Source organism: Aliikangiella coralliicola, from assembly GCF_007004725.1.
In the GTDB taxonomy this organism is placed as follows: Bacteria; Pseudomonadota; Gammaproteobacteria; order Enterobacterales; family Kangiellaceae; genus Aliikangiella; species Aliikangiella coralliicola.
In genome coordinates, this window is sequence record NZ_ML660162.1 from 438,950 (window position 1) to 462,721 (window position 23,772).

The window sequence follows — 23,772 nt, forward strand, 5'->3', positions numbered from 1 at the left end:
GATAGGCAAGCATTTTTCGCTATTTAGCAAAAATGTATTATTCTATTCAGGTGCAGCGGCGGAACAGTTAACGCCGTTCTATCGCCCTCAAGGCCCACCACTAAGGAAAAGGTGATAAAAATGGAGCCACTTTCGTTAATCATCGGTAGCTGTTCACTAATCATTGCCACTCTGGCGTATAAGCATCAAATCAGCAAAACCAATACTTTTGAATCGCTGGTGAAAACACTGGCCGAATTTCGAAATATCAAATACGAACTCAACGAAGAAGAAAATCACTTAGTTAACTTGCTCGCAAACGGAACTTTAATACTCACCCAGGTCAAGCAAAAAATTCAACGACGCCTTACGGAAATAGTGAGTCTGATTACGCTTATCTTTTTCAGTTCCTACGCTGATTTGAATGAACTATTGGGAAGCGAAATAGAAATTCTTTCCAACTATATTTTGGGCCTTTTATCCCTTGCACTCGCGATATTTGGAAACGCCAAAGTTATTAATCAAGAAGAAAAGCAATTTCTTCACAACATGAATGTACTGAATGAGATTTACTATAAAAAGTTTGTCGGCCCGGCGATAAGACAATTTAATGAACATTGTGACGAAAAAACCTTTATTCAATTAGAAGAAAGGCGGTACAACTTGATGTTAAAGAGACTTGAAAATAGTCTGAAAAATAAATTAGGAAATCCCCTCCCCCAAAAACCAAACACCTTCAGAAACATCCAAAAAGAATTCTTTGATGCCATCGACCACAATAATATTGAGAAAATTCAATTGCTGTGTGCCAACAATTCCGGTTTTTTTGCACTAGAAAAAGTCAACAATAAAAGCGCGGTAACGATTTTACAACAAGCTGTTTTACATGGTTCTAACTACATGGTTAAGATAATTCTGGATTTTGATTGCAATCTGAACTTTCGAAACAACGTAGGCGAGACAGCTTTGCATAGCGCAGCTCGTATCGGCAGTTTAGAAAAGTGCAGATTACTTATCGACAAGGGAGCCGATCCTGAGATCAAGAATATATCCGGCAAATTACCGGTTGCTTGTGCATTAGATGCTCAGCATCAGGCGGTTGCCGATTTTCTGGCAAACTTGTAAAAAGCCGAACTTCTTTGAAAATCGAATATTAAGTGACCTTGCATCTGCCGAATTATCTGACAAGCATACGCAAAATAGTGTTTTTGAGAATAGGATATTATGGGTACAGCGAAAGGTGGCGACAATAACCAACAACACCTTTAACCATTTAGATCCCCTCTATCTCTTTGTTTGAGACTATTAACCGACATCGACCCAATTTTGTTACTCAAAATATCGGGGCCTACGATAGCAAGGAAGATAATAAATATAATAATAAAAAGGGAAAGACCTATAAATAGTTCCATCTAATAACCACTCCATGTTTGGCATTAAATTTAGTGAATCGGAACTCGATCATAACTTTCTGTTTAGTAATTTTCAAAAGGATTTTGATTGGAACTAGCTATATCTCACTTTTTATCTCAAACTGAGTATTGCAGTTAATAAGCCACCTACAGAAAGCAGCCTATTTTGCTTAAAGGGCAACCAGTAAAGCCCTATAGCGCTAGTTATTTAATTTGTAAAACACGTTAATATTATTTAAATAAACAATATCACATTTACTTATTAGTCAAACCCATTAGCATTTTGATGACCTCATCAAAAGAAAGTGTTTGCTGCTCACCGTCAATAGGTCTAACAACAAAACTATTTGATTCCACTTCCTGATCACCGGCTATCAAAACAATGGGGATTCTCTGCCTGTGAAAAAGTTTAATTTTCTTGGCAATACTTTGTGGTTGATCATTTAAATTAACTTGAATACCCTTTTTTAAAAGCTGTTCTTTCATCGCCAGACAATGCTCATTCGATGATGCATTGATAGGCGCGATTCCAACTGGAATCGGGTGAACCCACGCAGGTAATTTTCCCTGATGTGACTCTAGCAAAATACCAATCCACCGTTCTAACGAACCGTAAATTGCCTGGTGTAGCATCACGGGTTGTTGAGAGTCTCCGAATTCGTCAATGTAGTTCAGTTGAAATCGCAGTGGCATATTAAAATCTAATTGAATAGTTCCGCATTGCCATTGACGGTTTTGACTATCTCTTAAGATCAATTCAATTTTGGGTCCGTAGAATGCGCCTTCTCCCTTTTGATGACTATATTTTACGTTGGCTTTTTCACAAGCTTGCGCCAATCGCTCTTCTGCTTTAAGCCAATCATTATCTTTACCAAAGGAATTTTCCGGACGAGTTGAAATACGAACGTCTAAATCACTATAGCCATAGTCACGATACACACGCTTTGCTCGTGAAAGAAATTGTAAAATTTCATCAACACAGTCCTCCCAACGACACAACACATGAGCATCGTCTTGAGTAAATTGTCTTAACCGCATCAATCCATTTAACGCGCCTGAAGGCTCATTGCGATGCACGACCCCAAACTCAAACACTCGGTAAGGCAATGCGCGATAACTCACTACATCCCGTTTAAAAAATAAAATATGCGCAGGACATGACATAGGTTTTAGCGCATATTTTGCGTCAACGTCACTACCACCACCCACAAACATATTTTCCGCAAACTTATCCCAGTGCCCGGATAACTCCCATAATTCTTTCTTTAAAAATATTGGAGTAGAGAGTTCCTGGAAGCCAGACTCATGATAGATGTTTCGCATATGTTGTTTAACTTTTCTAAACAGCTGCCAGCCATCTGGATGCCAGAATACCATACCGGGTGCTGCCGGTTCAGAGTGAAATAAATTGAGTGCGCTAGCAATTTCTCGATGATGTTTCATGGTTTTTCCTCTTTGATTAATCAGGTTTAAATCCTGAGCAAAAACCATCGGCAAAAAAAAAGACCCTCTGGCTTTCGCTCAGAGGGTCTTTACTAAAATTTTAAATAAACACTACCCTCCAAGAAATTTCTTGGTGGTGGTGGTCACAAAATTAATATTTATATTTTTCATGCCTCATAAAATAACAGAGCCTAGTTTTCTTGTAAAGCCCGTTAATCATAAAAGAATAATCCATTTCGTTACGCGCTAATCTTGGCTAAGCAAAGCACTTCCTTTTCAAGGCTTCTTCATTTGCGCGATAAATTTATCCGCTTCGTTAATAGATTGATTCATCTGGCTAATTAACCTGGAAACATCATTTTGAACAACTTTGAGCTCATTTTTCATGGAGGCAATTGCCTGCGCATTTAAATTGTGTTTGAGAAACAAAACATGATCTTTAAACAATGCGAGAACCGGCGCGATACTTTTCTCAGCTTTTTTCATCGCCCCCATTAACTTCTTGTACTGTCTCTGCGTTTTCGACAATTGTCCTTCGCTTTTTCGTCGTAAGTCAGCACTTGAATACTGTCCTAGCTCTTCTTTCCACTCATCAAATAATTTCTCAGCAACATACTCGACACTAGCGATACGTTCCGAAACCTCTTCTGCGCTCTGTTGGCTCTGTTCATACTCATCATTTAAACGCTCATAAAGTGCTTCCAGATCGCCGCCATCAAACTTAACCACACTTTGAAATTCCTGCAATGCCGATTTGAATTGCTCTTTCGCATCTTGTTGCGCGTCTTTCGCTTTTTCAATTCTGCCGGTTAATATATCCCGCTTTTCATAGCCTAATTTCTCAAGCGTTCCCAACTTAACGGTTTCGCAACCCACTAAGAATAGAAGTAAACTCAAAACTAATATTTTATGTATTTTTAAACCTGCCATTTTCTAATCCTTAAATAATTAATATTCTCGACTCGCTGCAATTGGGGTGACGCAAGATTACCATACTAAATACCAACAACTATATTGTAGTTGCCTTGGGAGCATTAAACACTTTTTTAGCTTGCTGGGCAAAGCATAGACATTGATCGAGTTGGCTCAGAAACAGGGAAAGTGTAACAAGTTTCACTCCATAACTTGAATTTCATCTTATATCGATTACCCTAGAAGTCATGCCAGTAATATTTCAATTTCATACGATTAATCATCAGGCAGGTTTGTTTAGTGGACATTTCCCTCATATTGTTTTTTGCTATCGTCATCATCTTTGCTTTTCGAGGATATAAAGCCGGTGTAATTGTCGTGTTGTCTCGACTGATCAGTTTGCCAGCAGCCTATGTCGCAACCTGGTTATTCGCCAAACCATTTGGGCGTGTTTTGCAAGAAACTACCGCCGTTGAAGGGTTTATGGCTTATATGGTTGCCGGCGGGATACTCTTTTTTGTTGTGTACGCTTTACTCTCAGGGCTTTTTTCACTCATTCACAAATTAATGACGCCAAAAGAAAGCGGTGTGAGTCAAATTTCCTCAGTTGGAGGCGCTTTACTCAATGGTTTTATCGGCATAATCATTGGCGTGTTAGCAGTTTGGTTTTTCACAACCATGAAAACATTGCTCGAAGTCAAAAAGGGAGTCGAAAAACAGCCAACAACTTTCGAACAATCGGTTAAGCAAATAACTGCTGACACTATGATGAATTTAATGCCCGGTGACAAAAGTGAACCTTCGTTGACAAGCGCTCCTGCGGTGCTTCTCTCCAGTCCGGCAGATAACATTCAACGATTTCAACGGATTTCTCAAGCCGGCTATTTACAGAAACTCTTTAACAATTATGAAGCAAGACGAGCGTTAGTGGCTAAAAAACCAGTTGCGTTAATGAGGCAATCGGAATTTCAAAACCTGGTAGAAGATCCAGACTTTATTGAATTAGCCAAAGCGATGAAATTTTCTTCGCAGCCACAAGAAATGCAAAAACAAATGGCGCTTCAAATCACCAAAACCTGGGCGCAAGTTGAACAAGTTCAAAACGACCCACGCTTTATTCAACTAACTCAAGATCCCGAAGTTAAAAATATGATCCATTCTCGAAACGTATTTCAAATGATGAATAGCGCAAAAATAGAGTCGCTATTTAATATCATTTCGACAGTGGAAGTCCCTGAAATTACTTTCACCGACTTTGAGTCGCAAGCGCAAACAGCGCAAGAACCCAAACCAACTAAAAAAACAACGATTCACCGCTGGGTCGATGAGAATGGCAAAGTGCACTATTCCGATAAAAAACCAGAAAAAGATCAATAAAATCAAGCAACATTTATTTAATCAACTAAAAAAACAAAACTCTCCCGACAATTTTCACAACAATATTACTATTTGATTAGATGGATATTGTGACAAAATGCTTTAGGGCGTGAGTTATAACCAAAATATAGTTTATTTTTTAGCCAGACTCATATTAGTATCACACAGGTAAAAATTTCTAAAATACCAACAGGGGAAAAGGACCATATGAATGAAAAACAATCTCAAACCAGTTATTTAATACCCATGGCGATTATCGCCACACTCTTTTTTATCTTCGGATTCGTCACCTGGCTTAACGGTGCCCTTATCCCTTTTTTACAAACCATTTGTGAATTAAATGCTTTTCAGGCGATGCTTGTCGCTTCAGCCTTTTATATCGCGTACACCGTAATGGCTTTACCCATGGCTGCAATTATTGAGCGCACAGGCTATAAAAAAGGCATGGCACTTGGGCTGTTAATTATTGGTGCCGGCGCGCTTATTTTTATCCCCGCCGCTTACAGTCGCGAGTTCGGTATTTTCTTGTTAGGTCAATTTGTCGTTGGTTCTGGACTCACAATCTTGCAAACTGCGTCAAACCCTTATGTGATTAAATTGGGACCAAGTGAATCTGCTGCGGTACGAATTTGCGTTATGGGAATATTGAATAAAGCAGCGGGAATTGTTGCACCAATCGTTTTCACGGCACTTGTTTTGACCGGAATTAGCGGTATTTCTGAAGCCGAATTGACAGCGCTGTCGGAAATAGCCAAAGATGACAAATTGAATCAGTTGGCCGGTCAATTAGTCACGCCTTATATCGGTATGGCGATTGCGCTTAGTGTCCTTGCTGTGGCGATGATGTTTGCGCCAATTCCTGATATTGAGGACGAACCGCTTGAAGGTCAGGATGACTCGCAGGCAAGTCTGTCAGGCCTGTTGCAATTTCCGCAATTGATATTAGGTGCAATCACTCTTTTCTTGTACGTTGGCGTCGAAGTAATCGCGGGAGATGCCATTGGGTTGCTGGGAAAACAAGCAGGGTTAGATAGCAATATTAGTACTATGTTAACGTCTTACACAATGATCTTCATGGTTATTGGTTATTTCTTTGGAACATTGGCTATCCCTCGACTAATCAGTCAACAAACCGCATTATGTGTTTCAGCAATCCTCGGTATTGTGTTTACCATTAGTGTGATGGTCGGCTCTCTCGAAAGCACTGCATTCTCCGCGGCTTCTATCAGTTATTTTGGATTACCCGAAATACCTAATGGTGTCTTTTTCGTCGCACTTCTTGGGTTTGCCAATGCAATGGTTTGGCCAACTATTTGGCCACTAGCGCTGGAAGGCCTGGGTAAGTATACCAGTAAAGGTGCAGCACTATTGATTATGGGTATCGCTGGCGGCGCAGTTTTACCATTGTTGTACGGTTATCTGGCAGATACCGGCGACGGCCAACAAGCTTATGTTGTATCTATTCCAGCTTACCTGTTCATTTTGTTTTACGGATTGAAAGGCAGCAAAATGACAAGCTGGTCAAACAATGCCAAGTTAGTTGAGCAAACGGCGAAGTAGCTTTCAATCAACTCAATAAGGTCACGCCAGGCCTTATTGAGTTCTTACCCCAGCCCCTATTGTCAATCCAGCCGCTTTGCGATTTTGCAAAAAAACATATCAAGAAAATCACACTCTTCGGTCTCGTAAGCTCATTCATCTTACAACTGGTTAATTGACATCAAACAATTCGATAACTTCAGCCAGCGTTCAGCAAAAGATTGCTACAAAGTAATTAACGATGACTATTTGATGTTCACAAGACCAATAAGGAGAATATTTCATGGTATCCCCTTTAATGATGAAGAAAAGTCACGAACTGCTTATTGAAGCAAACAAACGAATCGAAAAGCTGGAGTTACAGCGAAGGGAGCTTGCACTCGAACTTCAATACCTTGCACAAGAAGCTCGAGAACAAAAGTCGATAGTGTTGGAAATTTACCAGGCACTCGGTCTTAAAAGGACCGATAATAATGATGCAAAACCGATCATCAGGCTTTTTAAATATTTGAACGCACAAATTGGTTATGAACCTATCGGCGAAGCTAAAGCATAATTGTTTACGTAAAATCAGTTTAGTCACAACCCGGGTGAGTTAATGCTGTTTCGATTGATGACTAGCGAGTATCTTTTCAATCGTTTTAGCCACCTCAAATCGTGGTGTATGACTTGAATTGGTTAATATGACGATTGCTCTTTTTTGTTGCGGATACATAAGTAACAGCGATTTATATCCTCGAACGCTACCAGGATGGCGTGCAACTTGCCCATTATCAGATTGATAAACTTGCCATCCTAGCCCCATCCATATTTCTCCCCATGAAGTTTTAATCTGAGGTTCCAACATTTTTTCATAGGAATTCTTATCGAGAAGCAACGTCTTCATTAACATTGTAGCTTTTGTCCAGGTGATGAGATCACTGACATTAGTAATTAATCCTTCTGAAGGCGCAAATGACCGATCATACGGCCGCTGCTGATGCTTTGGTATAGGTGTTCCTTTGTAGTGAGGTTCGGCATCCACCGTTACATCATCATAGAATCCTGTGTTTTTTAACGCTAACGGCTGCAAAATAAACTTTTCAATATACTGAACGTAACTCATTCCACTCACATTACTGATGATTGCACCAAGGATATTAAAACCGGTGTCACTGTATGAAAACACTGCCCCCGGTTGAGAAAGTTTTTTAATTTTTGCAACTTGATGCAAATATTCCGATATCCGCCTTTCTTTCAAACCAGGCTTTACCTGATCAGTAAAACCTGACGAATGGGTCAGAAGATGATAAATGGTAATTTCGCTACCTTTAAACTGTGGTAAATAATGGCCAATAGTCTGATCAAGTTTTAGTTTATTTTGTTCAACTAACATCATTACCGCTTGAGCAGTTAACAGCTTTGTGATTGAAGCCGCTCTGAACCGAGAAAACTCATCAACCGGTTTAGATTGACCAACAATGGCTATTCCAAACCCTTTTTGATAAACAACTTCATTATTTTCCAGAATTGCAACAGACATGCCTGGAATTTTATGAGCAATAATAATTTCGTTTAATACCTCATTTAATTTAGTTTCCCAGATAGGGTTACCGACAGAATTAGCAAAAGAGCTCGATATTCCGGTTAATAACAAAAGCAAGCGTAGCATTATTCTTTTCAACTTATTTCCTTACTGAGTTGTTGATAGGCCAAAAGTATCTTTTCGTAATTTACATCACCTTGTTTGGCTTTATGTGCAAAATGGTGAATATTTTTTTCCAGATAATCTCTATCGTCTGAACGGCTAAAATCCCACATCAAAGAACCCACCAATGAAATAGGGTATTTTCCATTTTCGGAAACATGGAGCAGCTCATAAAAACGATTATTTTCTCTGATTAGTTTTTCATAGTTTAGCTTCATGTCAAACAGAGTTAGAGCTTCACGAACTTTATAATTATGATGCACGGGACATAACAGAAATTCGATATTTTTATTGGGGTGACGACTTAATATTGCATCCACAAACTCAATCACTTTATCACCGCCGACACCGGCAATAATGACTAAATGGCTTGGAGAATTGTGGCTACTTTCTGCGGTTTCGGACAAATCTAACTGCCTGATATCCTTACAGTGAACTTGCCACCGTCGGTTGACTGGATCATGAGGGAAAAAGCGTTCTAATTTCCGTTCCAGTTCAAACATCAATGGCTCAACCACATCAACAAAATGAACTTTAGTTGCCGCATTTCGCTTTAACAACAGCATCCCTAATAAACCATGATCACAGCAGCAATCCCATATATGGTCATACTGTCGAATAATCATTTTATCGAGTTGTTGAAGTCGATAACCTATCTTCATTGAGGCTTAAATAAGGTAAATTTATTTTTGTCATGCTAACAAATTCGCCCCACAAAACAAACTCAGGTAAACTTTATAAGCGCTTCAAATCAGGCTCAACAAATTGCTTTCTAGCTTCTTTCGAATTAAACAATGACTCAGAGTAATAGGTGTACAAAAGCTCGTGCATGCTTCCGGTCAGCGTTTTATTTTGCTGAAGAAATTCGTCCAAGCTTTCAAAAGAATTAGCGGCAAGACGTCGGTGCATAATTCTCACGATAGCTTCAGTCATTGTATGGTGAAATTTTTCGGTAGCACCAAGACTGGTTGCATAGGCACTAATACCATTGGTTATTTTTGAAATTGCCTCTTCCAGAGAAAACTGGCGAAGGTAAAGCCAGGCAATGCGCAAATGGCCAAAATGACCAAATTCGGAAGGAGCAAGTGTTTTGCTCTCAAATTCATATAAAAACTGCTGATCCGATAAACTCATTTATTCACCCTCACCAACTTCGCCCAAACTACCAGCAGAGCCGGTAGTTTGAGCGCAGGAATACTAGAAAGTCAGAACTTTAAAGTATGAAGTGATAGTCGGGTCAACACTTTTGCGCTAAATCTATCGCTAAATCAATATATGCGTTAGTTCAGATTAAGGACTATCTATTATCGTCTGGTCAGTTTTTTTTCGTCAGATTGTTTTCTCGCTAACTGCGCCGCAATAAAACTGAGGGCAACGGCATTGGCGTGGGCAATTTCTTCCGGGTTTGAACCATAGTTATGTCCAGCCCCTTCCATAATATCCAGCAATACAGGTTGCTCACATCTTCGTTTTTGCTGAGCCGCCGCCACATATTTATAGCCGTGCATTGGCGTAGTTATATTGTCGTATTGGCCCACTCGAACTAAAGTTGCAGGCAAGCACTTACTTTTAGATAAACCATGATAAGGTGATTGTGATAGCAGCACTTCAAAGTCGTCCTTTAACGCGGGATCACCCAGTTCAGAAATCCAGAAACGAGCCTGACCGAATTCGACATACCGTATGAGATCCAGGATGGGAAAATCGATAATGGCGGCCGCATAAAGATCAGGGCGCTGCGCAACGGCACTGGCGGCCAGGGCGCCGGAAAAACTGCCACCGTTGGCAACTAACTGATGTTGACTGGTCAATCCCTTTTCAATTAACCATTCGCTCGAAGCCACATAGTCGTCGATCGCATTTTGCCGATTATGTTTAACACCGGCTTCATGCCAGGGCGTACCATACTCACCACCACCTCTAACGCCAGCCACAGCAAATATACCATCTCGCGCAAACCATTCCATTAAATGCGGCTGATACCAGGCGAAACTCACCCATCCAAATCCACCATAACCGTAAAGAAACAAAGGTTTCGGCTTTGATAAATCTAAATCTTTTCGATGAGCAATTACCACCGGCACCATTGCTCCATCGGTACTTTTCACGTATATCCGTTTGGCTGTTATTTGCATATCAAATGGTAATTCAGGCGCCGCCACCAGTGTCTGTTTCCCATTGCTGTCCACTCGATAAAAGCTAGAAGGTTGCCCAACACCGAGAAAACTATAATAGAAATCATCTGTCTCTGGGTCCCCTCTAAATCCGCCCCAAATTGAGCCGGACGCCGGTACATCGAACTGAAAAATTGACTTGCCGTTCAGATCAAATCCTTTAACAAAATAACCGCCAGCCTCCAGGTAAGTTAACGCGATACGTTCACCGAACATTCCTAGTGCATTGCCACCCACACGACTGTTGGCTGAAATCGGATTGGCAGATTCAGGAATAACCACCTGTTGCTTCCGTGGTTGCTTGATATCAAGCCTTACCACTTTACCGTTGACTGCTTCTTCGTCGGTGTAGAACCATAATTGATCGCCCTTGTTACCCAGGTAAAGTCGATTGGCAGTCAGTTTATCGAAAAGCGGCAACGCAGGAGACTTGGGGTGGTCCAGATCCATTAACATAATTCTGTTTTGTGCATCGCTGCCATTGCGTAAACTCACGACAAATCGATTCGAGTCGGTGAGCATGGCAGCACCTAAACTAAGTCGGGTTCGATCTTCCTTTTCATCGGGAACAAACACTGGTTGGAGGCTACGGTCTGACAGCTTGAATACTTCAATTCGGGCATTAACTGGTCTACGCTGCTTACCTTCGGCATCAAAGCGAGTTAATAAAAACTTTTTATTGAGCCGGCTCCAGGAAATCCCTGTCAGGCCCACGGTTATTCCTTCCGATATTTCAGACAACACTTTGCCAGAAGCCACGTCCATCACCAGTAATTGCCCCCAACGCTCGCCTATCTTACTCTGCAAAACGGCAATGTGTTTACCATCGGGACTTGGCCAATAACCGCTAATCTGCTCGGCCTGTTTTGAGGTTTCTGGTTTTTTAGTGAGTTTTTTTGCGGGCTTATTCAAGATATCTGGACCAGCAAGATGACGCGGTTTTCCGTCTTTGATCGATTCAACAAAAAGCGCCGCTGTCGAGGTACCCGACCATCCTTTAAGGTAAAACTTGTAATCTCCCCGAAAACTGAGCGCACCTATCGTATGGAAATTCGAGTAAGCCTGTATGTTACTTTTAATTTCGGCAATCGATTGATGATCGAGTAGCGACTCAGTGAGCTTGTTCTGCGCTTTTGCCCAGGCTACCGTTTGCTGAGATTCCAACTCTTCCAGCCAGCGATAGGGGTCCGCAACAGCCTGACCATGATAATCATCGATTTGATCTACCTGAGGAGAATCTGGATAGGATGACGTTGACCAATTGATGCTCTGATTACGAGATTTCGATGCGAGCTTTTGGACTTTAGAGGTGATAACTTTAGTATCACTCGCCAAGCTTATCGACGGTGACATCCATAAGAAAACAACGGTTAGAATGGCAATTTTTGTACAAACCAAGCGCCTGTTTAATCCAAAGTGGCCAATCAGGTTGATATTCATAAGTTTCCCCGTTGATGGAATTGGTTGAATATCATCCAGCATACTGATGAGCCGGTTTAAAGCTTGAATAAAGTCTGACAAAACACTCACTTTTATCTGATCAGGGTTTTACACGCCACTTTTCTTTGCTTAAATGGCCTATTATTAGCCTGTAGGATCGAAGATTATTTTTTACAACAGGCACCGAAAAGCAAGCCACAAACAACCCGTACAGACAGCCAAGTACCTTGAAACAGACTCAATCAGATAACAGCACGAACACCAAGCTAGACTTCATTACTGGCGACTGGGTGGTTCGAGTAACCGAACTACAATTAGAGCACCGCCAGTCTGGCCAGGTAACCTCGCTAGAACCTCGTTTAGCTTCGTTATTACTATCCTTATCGACTCGAAATGGCGGCTTAGTGACCAAAGACAAGCTGATTGAAGAAGTCTGGCAAGGTGGCGTTGTCTCTGATGACACAATTGCCCAGGCAGTGAGTCGGTTGCGTAAAGTGCTTGGTGATGATCCTAAACAGCCACGCTACGTCGAAACAGTCTGGAAAAAAGGCTACCGCTGGCTGGCTGAAATCAATGGTGAGCTGGCGGCGAATGTATCGACTCATTCATCTCAACGAGATAATCGACTGCCGATAGTATTGCTACTACTGGTAATTGTTTCGGTTGGAGCAATTATTTTTCCCGAAAAGCGAGACGAGAACCAAGACACTGAAAACATTCCACTGACTGCTCGCCCTCTTACCAGCGACCCAGGCATGGAATACAAAGGAAATCTCTCACCCGATGGAAGAAATGTGGTTTATGTAGCACGGTCATCAGCTAAAGACCATCCCAAACTAATGATCCAGGATATTCAGGGGCAAACCCTGCAAACATTAACTGAGGAGCATCTCGACCAGTCACCTTTGTTTTCCGCAGATGGTAAACGTGTCGCTTTTATGCGCTATAGCGCAGGTCGCCAGTGTGAAATTCAAGTTAAGGGACTAATCAGTGGACAGGTGACCAGCGCCGGGAGCTGCAATGGTTCGGCCTTTCCAGATTTGACCTGGTCTTCCGATGGCGAGAGCTTTGCGTTTAGCGCACAACCAGAGCAAGGTAAACCCCACGCCATTATCCTCGTGAAAAATGGTCAACGTACTCAGCTAACATCACCTCCTTCCGGTGCCTGGGGAGACTTCAATCCAACTTTTTCGCCGGCCGGTAATCAACTGGTTTTTACCCGCGCTTATACCGAGATGCAGCACGATTTATTTGTTATTCCTACCCACTCAGACGTAGCCAATCAATCTATCAAACTGGAAAAACAGTTAACGCGACAACGCTCCGGGATTATGGGCGCTAGCTGGACACCGAATGGCGAACAGTTGGTCTTGGCAACTCGGCGCGGCGTCAATTACCAGCTCAAGCTGATAACTTTAGCAACTGGTAAACTTGAAAGTGTGGCGCTGGCGCTTAACGAAGTGATCGAACCGCAAATCGCCGCCAACGGTGATATGGTTGCAACCGTTAGAAAGTTCGATACGGACATTACGCGAATTTCATTAGCTGCAAATACGTCTAAACCTGAAAACGCCGGCGCCAAAGAAATCCTGTTTAACTCAAATCACTGGGACTTGAGCCCGATGGTTTCACCCGACGGTAAACAGTTTGTATTTACTTCCGACCGAACCGGAGACTTTCAACTTTGGTTGGGCGATATTAATTCAGGCGCCACACGACCCTTAACCACTTTTACTAATCAGTATGTGGTTGCCCCAAGATTTTCCCGAGACAGCCAACGACTGGTTTTTGAAGTTCACGAAAACCAATTCAGCCAGATTTATACCTACAGTTTGCACGATGGTCTACTACTAAAACTCACCGATCATGAATCTCTTAACAGTGCTCCCAGTATTTCCAGCGATGGTCGATTTATTTATTTTGCCTCTGATCGAAGCGGAGAATGGCAAATTTGGCGTAAACCGATGGACGGTGGTTCTGCAGTTAAAATCACGGCTGACGGCGGCTATTTTGGCCAGGAAAGCGTTGACGGCAAACAACTTTATTTTAGCCGACGTAACCAATCAGGATTATGGGAGCTGGACTTGAATTCAGCTACACCTGCAGAAAAGAGCGCCACGCTATTCAATCGAAATCTTCACGCTGACGATTGGGCGGCGTTTACCGTGGTGGAACAGGGTATTGTTTATTTCAATCGTAGCGCGACCCGCTTTGGCGAAGTCCAACTGGCAAACTTTACCACCAAAGAAATTGAAACCCTCTATCAGGCGACAACCAATATACCGCGTTTTGACCCGGTGTTAGCTGTTGACGAAAAACTGAGCAATCTTTACCTGGTGGGTACTAGCCCACCAGAGAGTGATCTGGTGTTGGTGAAAAGTGCTTTTGCTGATTGATAAAGTCAGTCAAATAATCTCGCCGGCCCCTGATGTTCTAATGAAAGATTTCTTCCAGGCCAAGTATTACTTTTTCAACAATTTGATCAGCTTCAGCCTTTGATAGTACCAGCGGCGGAGAAAGTGCCAGCGAGTTTATCGAGGGTAATGGGCGAATAATTAATCCATAGCGATAGCAGGCCTCGGAAACCCTGGCAGCCATTTTGTGTTTAGGGTCCAGAAATCTTTTATTGGGCGCGTCATCCATTAACTGAATTGCCGCGAGTAGACCCTTACCTCGAATTTCACCGACATTCGGGTGTCCAGCCAAAGATGCATTCAGCTTTTCATGTAAGTAAGCACCAACTGCCGCCGCATTATCAACCAGATTTTCATTCGCCATGATATCAAGGACTTTGTTCGCCACAGCCGCGCCAATCGGGTGGCCCGAATAAGTATACCCATGTGAAAAACCGCCAAGCTCAGCTGATGCCTGACGTAGTACATCATGCACATCGGTAGAAACAAAAGCTGCTGACATCGGAAATACACCGGCGGTTAACCCTTTGGCGGTCGCCATTAAATCGGGCTGTATCTCATAGTGCTCGACCCCAAAGTTCTTGCCGGTTCGGCCAAATCCACAAACTACTTCATCGGCAATTAATAATATATCGTTTTCTCGACAAATTGACTCGACACCTTTCCAATACCCCTCCGGCGGTGTGATAACACCACCAGCCCCCATGATAGGCTCACCAATGAACGCGGCAATATTTTCAGCACCTTCCCGCGCGATCAACTCCCTCAATTGCGTATGCAACCTGGCAGTATATGCCTCAGCAGATTCATCACTTTTAGCTTCAGCATAATAAAATGGGCACTCAGTATGCACAGCAAAATCCAACGGGAGATTGAATGAACGATGAAAGCCCTTCAGCCCGGTCAGGCTAGCGGTTGAAATAGAAGTACCGTGGTAAGCTTGCCAACGAGAAATGATTTTCCGCTTTTCTGGTTTGCCGCGCATAATATGATATTGCCAGGCTATTTTAACTAGCGTGTCATTCGCGTCGGAGCCTGAACATCCAAAAAAGACATGAGTTAAATTTTCCGGGGCCATTGCCACCAGACGTGCCGCCAATTCTTCTTGCGCCTGGTTGGTATGACCGTTAAATGTGTGAAAGTAATCTAGCGAACGCGCGGCGTTACTTAATGTTTCAGCAATTTCCGTCCGACCGTGGCCAATATTCGAGCACCATAGACCCGCAATTCCGTCGATTAACTGATTGCCTTCTTGATCTTTGATGTGGATCCCCTTCGCATCATTCATCAAACGTGCCCCATTTTGTTCCAAAGCCACAATTGAGGTTGCCGGGTGCAGAATATTCGGTTGTTGTTGTTGAGTGATATCAGTGGAACTCATTTGACTCTTCCTGGTTAAATTTTCAATAAATTACAATTGCTTATCAAACCATAATTTAAACGAAATGGGTGGTTAAAGATAAACAGATCTACGACATCAAATTTGGTATATTGAAAAAATACCGCAGAAAATTCGGAGCATTCTACCCATGAGCCTCGATCGGCGAGATTTGCAGATCCTTAAACTGCTGCAAAAAGACGGACGTATCAGTAATCAAGAATTGGCCGACAAAATTGCATTGTCGCCTAGCGCATGTCTGGCACGCGTAAAAAAACTCGAACAACAAGGATTTATCGAAGGCTACCGCACCAAAATTATCCTCGAGAAACTAGGTCCGGTGTTAATGGCTTTTATGGAAGTCACCCTGGGCAATCATTTTCCAGAAGATTTTAAAAAGTTTGACGGTTTTATCAAGGAAATCGACGAAGTCGTTGAAAGCTTTGTGGTCGGCTCAAATTTTGATTATCTATTACAGGTTGTGGTGTCTGATATGACTGAATTGCGCAATCTTTCTAATCGGATCCTTGAATCTAAATTGGGTGTAGTAAAACTTAATACCTTTCCAGTTATCGAGAGAAACAAGTCTTTTAGTGGCTACCCTCTCGAAAAACTGGCAAGAAACTGAGGCTTTTTATCCCAAACTCAGGTTCTCTATTGTGGGATCAGCGTTAATGTCAACACTCCGGAATAACTCCCTGCCTCAGCAGCCTGTAATGCGCTTTCTTCAATCACTACTTCAACATTGGCATCTCTGGCACCGGTGCATATGTAACCGCCGCCCCCAATGGGTGTAAAACTATTAGGTGGATTAGTTAAGTTATCAACTTGAACGCCGGCAAACAATTCAAAGTTACCAGCGGTTCCTGTGGTATCGTTCCAGAATACTCGATAAGCAAGCTCGTTCGAGCCGTTTGACAAAATAAAATCGTTACCGACACCCTGCCCGTCAGCACGGATGATGTACTGAGAGGTTCCCGTTGTGCCAATACACAAATCGTCGTTATCTCTCAGCTCGCCGGTGCCGGACCAGTTTCCAAAATTGAAGTCACGCAGGTCAACGATAACGCCGGCCACACCAAGCGCTAAAGTAATATCGATATTACCAGTGGATGAACTCGATAATTCTCCATCAACCGCTGCGCCGGCTTTAAAAGCAATCAGTGACGCCAGAGTTGTCATCGCTAATTGTTTTATTTTCGTTTTTTTGATCTGATTAATATTCACTTGTTCGAACTGCCTATTCCCAAAAACTGAAACAATGACTGCTTTTAATTATCGCGCTTTTATTTTTGATAAAATATTTTATTAAGCAAATAAATTCCGTGGTTCTCCAGCCCTGGTTAATTCGATAGCAAAGGTGTCGTTTATGATCTCAATCGACCACCACCAATCCAAAAATCGCAAAAAGAGTTAGAAGTCACCGTGCCATGTTATTTAAAGGTTGTGTAATTTACAACCAGCAGCGGCACTTTTTAACACAATAACTGATAATAATTTGATATTTTTAGCTTTTTAGCAGCATTTTGCTTAGCAAATTTGCGTTAATCAGCAGTTCAGCTTAATTAACCTCAGCTGTGCATAAGAAGAGTCATTGAAGGTCAATATTGGTAAGCATTAACACCAAAAAACAAGTCTTAAGGACAATTGGGTCACTCAATGTGAAGCCAGTGCAGCGATTTGAGTGGTTAGCAAGGCGAGTTTGTGCAGTAATAGCAAACTATTAAAAACAAGCTCAACGAAGAAAACCGCTCAAAGCGCTGCATTGGCTGGCTCTTCTTATGCGCAGCTGAGGTTATTTATCACAGGTAACTTAACCAGGCTTTGCGCCGCTCGTTATTGCGATTTTCCCACTTATATTCACCAAATTTTTTACATGGAACATAAAGCAGCAGAATCACTGCAAGCCAGGCGCCATAGACCAACATTAAGCTCGGTTCATAACCACCAGGCCACGCTGACGGTCCCTGGATAAAATTGACCGCTTGATCATAACGAAAATAAGTATAAATGTGGGCTGCAGAATTAATTAAAGGGACATGTAAAATGTAGAAAAACATTGGGACTTTGCCAAAGTTTTGAAACCAACGGAATAGAAAGAAATACGAACTATTTGCTTTTAAATTTTCGAGCAATGCTAGCAAAATAAAACACGGTCCTAATGTCATGCAGAGAAATTGCAGTGACGGCGGATATTTTGTGGTATTTAATACAGACAAAATATAATGGTCGTGTTCGGGCGTAGAACTCCAGGTTGTTGGATCACCATAGCCAATCAAAGTTCGAAGCAACACAAATAGTACAATCAATAACGTACCAATGATCAGGAACATTCGTTGCCTGTCCAATTGAGGTCTTAAATACATCGCTCCCACGGTATAACCTAACGCCATCACCGCGAACCAGGGAATAATAGGATATCCAATAAAAAGCCCAAATCCATCAGCACCGAGAGGCACCCATTTTTGGTGATGTAACAGCGCCCAAACCCAGTCGACGCTTCCCATCAGACTCGACATCGCTTTATCGTCCAACGCATTATGCAATCCAATAGCCAATAGCGAAATCACGAATATCCATTTCTGCGGTAGATAAATCAGACCCGCAAGAATTATCATGGATATACCTATAGCCCAGATAACCTGGAAAATAATGAACTGGTAAGCAAACTGCCAGGAAACATTGATAATGATAATTTCGACAAATACCAGCCACAATCCGCGTGTTAACAAAAAATTTCTCAACGCCGACTTTGAATTGATTTTTTGACCATAAAGATAGGCACTTATTCCCGAAAGAAAAATAAACAAGGGAGCACAATAATGGGTGATCCAACGGGTAAAAAACCATCCCGCGTCAGATTGAGTTAAATCGGTCGGATCGAAACTGGTAGGCCCCCAAAAATCTCTAGTATGATCCAGGGCCATTAGAACAATAATAATACCACGTAGAATATCGATTGATTTGAGGCGATGTTTTATTTCACTCATCTCAGTCATTCCGCTAACCTGTTTTATTTTAAATTGTTCTAATATACCCCAACTTCTTTACTTTTTTATCTGCTATTACGATAAGAGATAAAATACAACTATTATCTCAAAATTTAATTGAGCCAAAAACTAGAATAGAGTTTGGTTCTAGAGATAGTGATAAGGAATGGAAATTCTTAACCTGACATCAGACGGGCTATGCAAGTTCCATATTTTTCAACGCACCGATCAAATTCGCGAGAGTCACAGGTTTTGCCAAATGATAATCCATTCCCGCCTCATAAACTGCGGTCTTATGTTCCTGCATGGTATGAGCTGTTAACGCAATAATCGTCGTTGCAGATTGATTTGACTGTGCTTCATACTGGCGAATGATTCGAGTTGATTCAAACCCATCCATTTCAGGCATTTCGCAATCCATAAAAATCACGTCGAAGGCCTCGTTAACCGATTTAACCGCCTCCACAGCCATCACGCCGTTTTCTACAATGACCGCATCGATTCCCAGCTTTTCTAGCATGCTTTTAATAACTGTCTGGTTGATAGCATTATCTTCTGCTACCAGAATTTTCAAATGGTTTAAATCGGGCAGCTCTCGTAGTTCTTTTTCGATTCCCTTATTTGGGCTACCGCTTAAGTCTCGCTCTTCATATTGACCAAATTCAGAATATTCAGAGCGGGAGAAGCTTAATATCGGCTGCTCAAGAACATATTTTATCTCTGCAAAGTTAATAGGGTTTCTCAATGACAGATTTTGAATCTTTAGAAAAACTTGAGTTAAGTTTTCACGCTCAAAAAAGGTACCAAACAAGATTAATTTAACCTGCATAGACTCTATAAGCTGCGTGAAAATCTCAATACTTTCACTCGATAACTTACCTAGTATTTCTCGATCGACAACGACACATTCAAAAGCTTTAAATTGTTCTTTCATCCAATCTTCTGCAAGCTCATTTCCCTCAATATGTTTTTGACGATTCACCACAACGTGAAAATGAGACATATAACTTTTCAGATTTTCGTAGAAAATCAAGTTATCGCTAATCAACAATATATTTTTTTTCTCAGAAGAGTTTTCGCTATTTAGTTGTGATTTACTCTTCGGCTGATTGTCAGCAACTTTTAACTTTGCGGTAAACCAGAAGTCAGCCCCTTGCTCCGGTTGGCTGTCAACACCTATCTCACCGTGCATTAGCTGTACCAATTGTTTGCTGATTGCGAGCCCCAGACCAGTTCCACCGTATTTTCGTGTTGTAGAACTATCACTTTGATTAAATGAGTCAAATAGCTTTTCCTGCGCCTCTTCAGAGATACCAATGCCAGTATCTCTGACAGAAAAACGCAGCTTAACCTCCTTTTTAGAATAGGCTTCAACTAATTCGATATTGAGCGCAACAGTTCCTCCTTCGGTAAATTTAAATGCATTGCCCAATAGATTAATAAGAAGTTGAGTGAGTCGGGTGGGATCGCCGACTAACAAAGCAGGAACTGCCGGTGACAAATTTCCTATAAAACAAATCGATTTTTCGTTGGCCGTCACTTCAAATAGATTGGTACAGTCTTCGATAAGGTGATGAAGAGAAAAATCAACCGACTCTAACTGCATTTTTCCTGCCTCTATTTTCGAGTAATCCAGGACATCGTTGATAATATTAAGAAGTGTTTTTCCAGAGCGAGAAATGATATCAACATAGTGGCGCTGAGTATCCTGCAACTTGGTTGCTCTAAGCAATTCTACCATTCCAATGACACCATTCATTGGTGTTCTAATTTCATGGCTCATGGTAGCAAGAAATTGGCTTTTAGCTCTATTAGCAGCTTCAGCTAAACTCTTTTGTTTCTCAATTCTTTTACTTTCGCGCTTTTCTGCCGCAAGCATCTGTTGATGCATTTTATTATTATGTAACGCGATAGCAGTATAGTTAGCTATTGACTGCAACATATCAACGTGATGCGTTTCATATTGATTACGTAGGCAACTCTGCGTGCCCATAATGCCCAGCACTTTTTCATTCATCATGATCGGCACATAAAGCATCGACTTCGGCATTTTCGGTTTAGTGTTGTCTTCCAATTCATAACTACTTTCCTCAAGATCGTTATGAACATAACCTTTGATATATTTTTTTCCCTCAGTTTCGATATCGTTAATTAATACCGGCTTGCGTTTGTCGATACACCACACAGGTAGCAATTTTTTGTTCGTCATATCTCTTTTATAAGGTTTATACCTTTTATCAAATGAGACACAAAAATCATAAACAATTTCCTGATTATCTTCAGAACAGATACCGATACCAAAATGATCCGCCGACATAAAAGATTTTATGTTGTTATAAACCGTCTCCATGGTGTGTTCAAAATCAAAACCAGAAGTAATTTTTTGGCCGGCTTCAGCCACCGCCAATATAATACTGGTCTTACTACCAACTTCAGCCTCCAGACTAATCTGCTGTTTTTTCAAACTGACTATTCGAAAACGATGAAGCGCTAGTGCCAATGCAAAAACGATGGACAAAACCAGCAGGTAAAACCACCAGGTTTCATAATAATAAGGCTCAATTGAAAATGACAAAGGCGCTGATTCTTTTCCCCACACCCCGGAATCATTTTTGCCTTTGACTACAAACTGATAGCGGCCATGGGGAAGGTTTGTATATGAAACCTGGCGGCGAGTTGGATCTTCCAGCAATTTCCAGTCATTATCATAACCAATCAACTTATAGCTAAGTTGAATGTTATGAGAGTTAACAAAGCTAAGCGTTGTAAAGCGGATTTCCAGATCACGATAATCATTATTAATCAAAAAGTTTTTATCAGGCCTCACTTCGTCCCACTTTTGATTAATGTTAATAGACTCAACCAAAGAGCCGGGTGCGCCAATATCTTTAGAGAGGTCGAGTGTATCAATATTAATGACACCGGTTCGCGAAGGCAGTGTAATCACATCATTGTAAAAAAATCCTTTGGAAGTCCCGGCGCCGGTACAACAGTCTGATTTTTCAGCGCCTAACACCCTGCCAGTATCTTCCAGCACATGGTCAACTTGTAAACGCGATATGCTTCCTTCTTTAAATGCGCGCAATTGCTCGTAAGGAAATCGATATAACCCATCAAACGAAGAAACCCACACAAACTCATTTTTATCTCGAACAATAAAAAAAGCGCCTGGCGTCGGTAGTCCAGCAGACTCTGGTCCAAAATGAACCCATTCGTCATTGATATGATGGACAAGTCCTGATGCAGTTGTCCCGATTAAAAAAGATCCATCGAGATTCTCATATATCGTCGTAATATCAAACAACTCATCAACTTCTTTTAACGGAAAAAGCTTTACTAGCCTGTTATTTTTAAGTTCATAGACGCCGGTTGCGCCGCCGATTAAAATTTTATTTTTGGATGACTTCATTACAAAACGAAGTGAGACGTCTGCGCCGGAATTATCTTGAGAATAAAGTATTGTTTGTTGGTTTTTGGTATAAAATAACCCGGAGTCGGTTGCGAAATAATATTCATTTGGGGCAATTCGTAAAATACCTCGGATATGACTGTAAGCGAGCGGTTCGAACTCGGGGGGCGAGAAAATTTTGTCATCTTTAAAAATTGCAACACCGGCTCGAGTACCTAACAACAAGCCTTCCGGTGTCAGTAATTGACTGTAAACCACTGGGTGAGGAAGTTCTTCTCCGGCGACAGTTAACTCAAACTGCCCGTTTTTAAAAGTGTCCAACCCATTATTCGTTCCCACATAAATCTTGTCAGAATCCCGTTGTACCGACCAGACAATTGGTTCGGTTAGCCCCGACTCTACCCCATAATTATTAGTAATTGCTTTGGTTAGCTTAGCCACACCGTGAACATAACTTCCTAGCCAGATGTTATTTTCGTGGTCGCTATACATCGATAGTATGACTTGAAATGCTTTCGGATGATCATTGGAAACAAATTCAACAATCTGACCTTCTTTCATTCGGAATAATCCGACATTAGCGCCAATCCATAAGATGTTATCTGCGTCTTCTAGCATTGAGGTAACTGGCGTACTAAGCAACACCGGGTGCTGCTCAAATTTTTCTATACTTTGATCCTGAAAATAATATAGTCCTTCGGTAGTGCCAAACCAGAGTCTATCGTGATGCCGATAAATATGTTCAACACGAACATGTTTTTGATTTTCAGGTAACCGAAAAGTTACTGGTTTGGAATTAATAATCCGGGTCACTTTTCCGATGCCGCCAATCCATAACTCATCATTATCCGTATACAGACCGAACCCGGCATCCTTTGGCAAGCTAGCATTTTTTTTAATCGTACTATCAACAACTTCAAAGGTACCATTAAGGGTCGTTATAATTATTTTGCCCGACTCTAGTTGGATAATATTCTGAATTTTCGGATCGGTCAGTAGTCCGTCGAGTGAGCTATCCCAATCAGAAATTACTTTAAAAGAACGGTTTGAATAAACCAGCAGGTCATTGGTTGTACCAATCCACATATTTCCCTGTTCATCAGTGAAGAGCTTTTGAACATTAGCGCCAAGTTGGGTGAATTCTTTTTGAGTAAAAGTTTTAAAGCGCACACCGTCAAACCGGGTCAGCCCGAATTGCGAGCCAATCCAGATATAACCGTCTGCATCTTGTGTAATCGATTTAGCGACAACCTGAAGCAAGCCGTCTTCAACTGACCACTGGTTTTGAATATATTGATGAAATTTTTTATCCGGTTCAGAAGTATTTAAAGATCGAGTATTTAAAGACTGGCCATGTGCAGATAAAGCATTTGCGGACAGGCAAGCTATCATAAATACCCAGACCACTATAAACGAGCACTTCATTCAACAACCCCAGCGCTGTCTCTCAAATATGCTCCTTATTGATAATCAGCACGATACATTCAGACAGCCTCATTCTTAACAAAAATACAGGCTCAAGAAAAAAGCGAATTTTCGTCGCTTAAATTAGAAAAACTCTTGTAAAGGTATAGCACAAGGTCGCCAAAATAGTGAATAATGTTGTTATTATGATGCT

General features: G+C 41.5%; 16 protein-coding genes. 6 read left to right on the forward strand and 10 right to left on the reverse strand.

Annotation, left to right across the window (positions count from 1 at the left end; genetic code table 11):
• Window positions 1-120 precede the first annotated feature (120 nt).
• A complete protein-coding gene (locus FLL46_RS08015; protein ID WP_142892969.1) occupies window positions 121-1,104 on the forward strand; it encodes an ankyrin repeat domain-containing protein in 984 nt (327 codons plus the stop codon).
• 542 nt (window positions 1,105-1,646) lie between these two features.
• Here the strand turns inward: FLL46_RS08015 and thrS are convergent.
• Both thrS and FLL46_RS08025 read right to left on the reverse strand, forming a co-directional pair.
• A complete protein-coding gene (gene thrS, locus FLL46_RS08020; protein WP_142892970.1) occupies window positions 1,647-2,882 on the reverse strand; it encodes a threonine--tRNA ligase in 1,236 nt (411 codons plus the stop codon).
• Between the two features lie 228 nt (window positions 2,883-3,110).
• Window positions 3,111-3,764 carry a DUF2959 domain-containing protein gene (locus FLL46_RS08025; protein ID WP_142892971.1) on the reverse strand — a complete coding sequence of 218 codons (654 nt, stop codon included), beginning with the start codon at window positions 3,762-3,764 and terminating at the stop codon, window positions 3,111-3,113.
• A 282-nt stretch (window positions 3,765-4,046) separates the two neighbouring features.
• Here FLL46_RS08025 and FLL46_RS08030 point away from each other — a divergent pair, with 282 nt between their 5' ends.
• The 3 genes from FLL46_RS08030 (at window position 4,047) to FLL46_RS08040 (ending at window position 7,218) form a co-directional block, all read left to right on the forward strand.
• Window positions 4,047-5,123, forward strand: a complete 1,077-nt coding sequence (locus FLL46_RS08030; protein ID WP_168204093.1) for a CvpA family protein — start codon at window positions 4,047-4,049, stop codon at window positions 5,121-5,123.
• 207 nt (window positions 5,124-5,330) lie between these two features.
• On the forward strand, window positions 5,331-6,683 hold the full coding sequence (locus FLL46_RS08035) for a sugar MFS transporter (protein ID WP_142892973.1): 1,353 nt from the start codon (window positions 5,331-5,333) through the stop codon (window positions 6,681-6,683).
• 262 nt (window positions 6,684-6,945) lie between these two features.
• Entirely contained in the window at window positions 6,946-7,218 is a 273-nt protein-coding gene (locus tag FLL46_RS08040; protein ID WP_142892974.1) for a hypothetical protein, read from the forward strand.
• A gap of 39 nt (window positions 7,219-7,257) precedes the next feature.
• On the opposite strand, the gene FLL46_RS08045 is transcribed toward FLL46_RS08040, so the two are convergent.
• The 4 genes from FLL46_RS08045 to FLL46_RS08060 all read right to left on the reverse strand — a co-directional run bounded on the left by FLL46_RS08045 (window position 7,258) and on the right by FLL46_RS08060 (window position 12,044).
• Window positions 7,258-8,325 (reverse strand): serine hydrolase domain-containing protein, encoded by a 1,068-nt coding sequence (locus FLL46_RS08045; protein WP_210418626.1) that lies wholly within the window; start codon window positions 8,323-8,325, stop codon window positions 7,258-7,260.
• On the reverse strand, window positions 8,322-9,011 hold the full coding sequence (locus tag FLL46_RS08050; RefSeq protein WP_142892975.1) for a tRNA (adenine(22)-N(1))-methyltransferase TrmK: 690 nt from the start codon (window positions 9,009-9,011) through the stop codon (window positions 8,322-8,324). The genes FLL46_RS08045 and FLL46_RS08050 overlap by 4 nt, the downstream gene beginning before the upstream one ends.
• A gap of 73 nt (window positions 9,012-9,084) precedes the next feature.
• Window positions 9,085-9,483 (reverse strand): hypothetical protein, encoded by a 399-nt coding sequence (locus tag FLL46_RS08055; RefSeq protein WP_142892976.1) that lies wholly within the window; start codon window positions 9,481-9,483, stop codon window positions 9,085-9,087.
• Between the two features lie 170 nt (window positions 9,484-9,653).
• The gene (locus FLL46_RS08060) at window positions 9,654-12,044 is read right to left on the reverse strand and encodes a prolyl oligopeptidase family serine peptidase (RefSeq protein ID WP_142892977.1); all 2,391 of its coding nucleotides are present in this window, start codon (window positions 12,042-12,044) and stop codon (window positions 9,654-9,656) included.
• Between the two features lie 146 nt (window positions 12,045-12,190).
• On the opposite strand from FLL46_RS08060, the gene FLL46_RS08065 reads away from it, so the two are divergent.
• On the forward strand, window positions 12,191-14,359 hold the full coding sequence (locus FLL46_RS08065) for a winged helix-turn-helix domain-containing protein (RefSeq protein WP_142892978.1): 2,169 nt from the start codon (window positions 12,191-12,193) through the stop codon (window positions 14,357-14,359).
• Between the two features lie 37 nt (window positions 14,360-14,396).
• Here FLL46_RS08065 and FLL46_RS08070 read toward each other — a convergent pair whose 3' ends face one another.
• The gene (locus FLL46_RS08070; RefSeq protein ID WP_142892979.1) at window positions 14,397-15,758 is read right to left on the reverse strand and encodes an aminotransferase family protein; all 1,362 of its coding nucleotides are present in this window, start codon (window positions 15,756-15,758) and stop codon (window positions 14,397-14,399) included.
• Window positions 15,759-15,906: 148 nt separating this feature from the next.
• On the opposite strand from FLL46_RS08070, the gene FLL46_RS08075 reads away from it, so the two are divergent.
• On the forward strand, window positions 15,907-16,383 hold the full coding sequence (locus FLL46_RS08075; protein ID WP_142892980.1) for an Lrp/AsnC family transcriptional regulator: 477 nt from the start codon (window positions 15,907-15,909) through the stop codon (window positions 16,381-16,383).
• Window positions 16,384-16,409: 26 nt separating this feature from the next.
• Here FLL46_RS08075 and FLL46_RS08080 read toward each other — a convergent pair whose 3' ends face one another.
• The 3 genes from FLL46_RS08080 to FLL46_RS08090 all read right to left on the reverse strand — a co-directional run bounded on the left by FLL46_RS08080 (window position 16,410) and on the right by FLL46_RS08090 (window position 23,579).
• Window positions 16,410-16,982, reverse strand: a complete 573-nt coding sequence (locus FLL46_RS08080; RefSeq protein ID WP_142892981.1) for a hypothetical protein — start codon at window positions 16,980-16,982, stop codon at window positions 16,410-16,412.
• A 575-nt stretch (window positions 16,983-17,557) separates the two neighbouring features.
• Window positions 17,558-18,754 carry an acetyltransferase domain-containing protein gene (locus FLL46_RS08085; RefSeq protein ID WP_142892982.1) on the reverse strand — a complete coding sequence of 399 codons (1,197 nt, stop codon included), beginning with the start codon at window positions 18,752-18,754 and terminating at the stop codon, window positions 17,558-17,560.
• A 187-nt stretch (window positions 18,755-18,941) separates the two neighbouring features.
• A complete protein-coding gene (locus FLL46_RS08090) occupies window positions 18,942-23,579 on the reverse strand; it encodes an ATP-binding protein (protein WP_142892983.1) in 4,638 nt (1,545 codons plus the stop codon).
• Window positions 23,580-23,772: the final 193 nt, after the last annotated feature.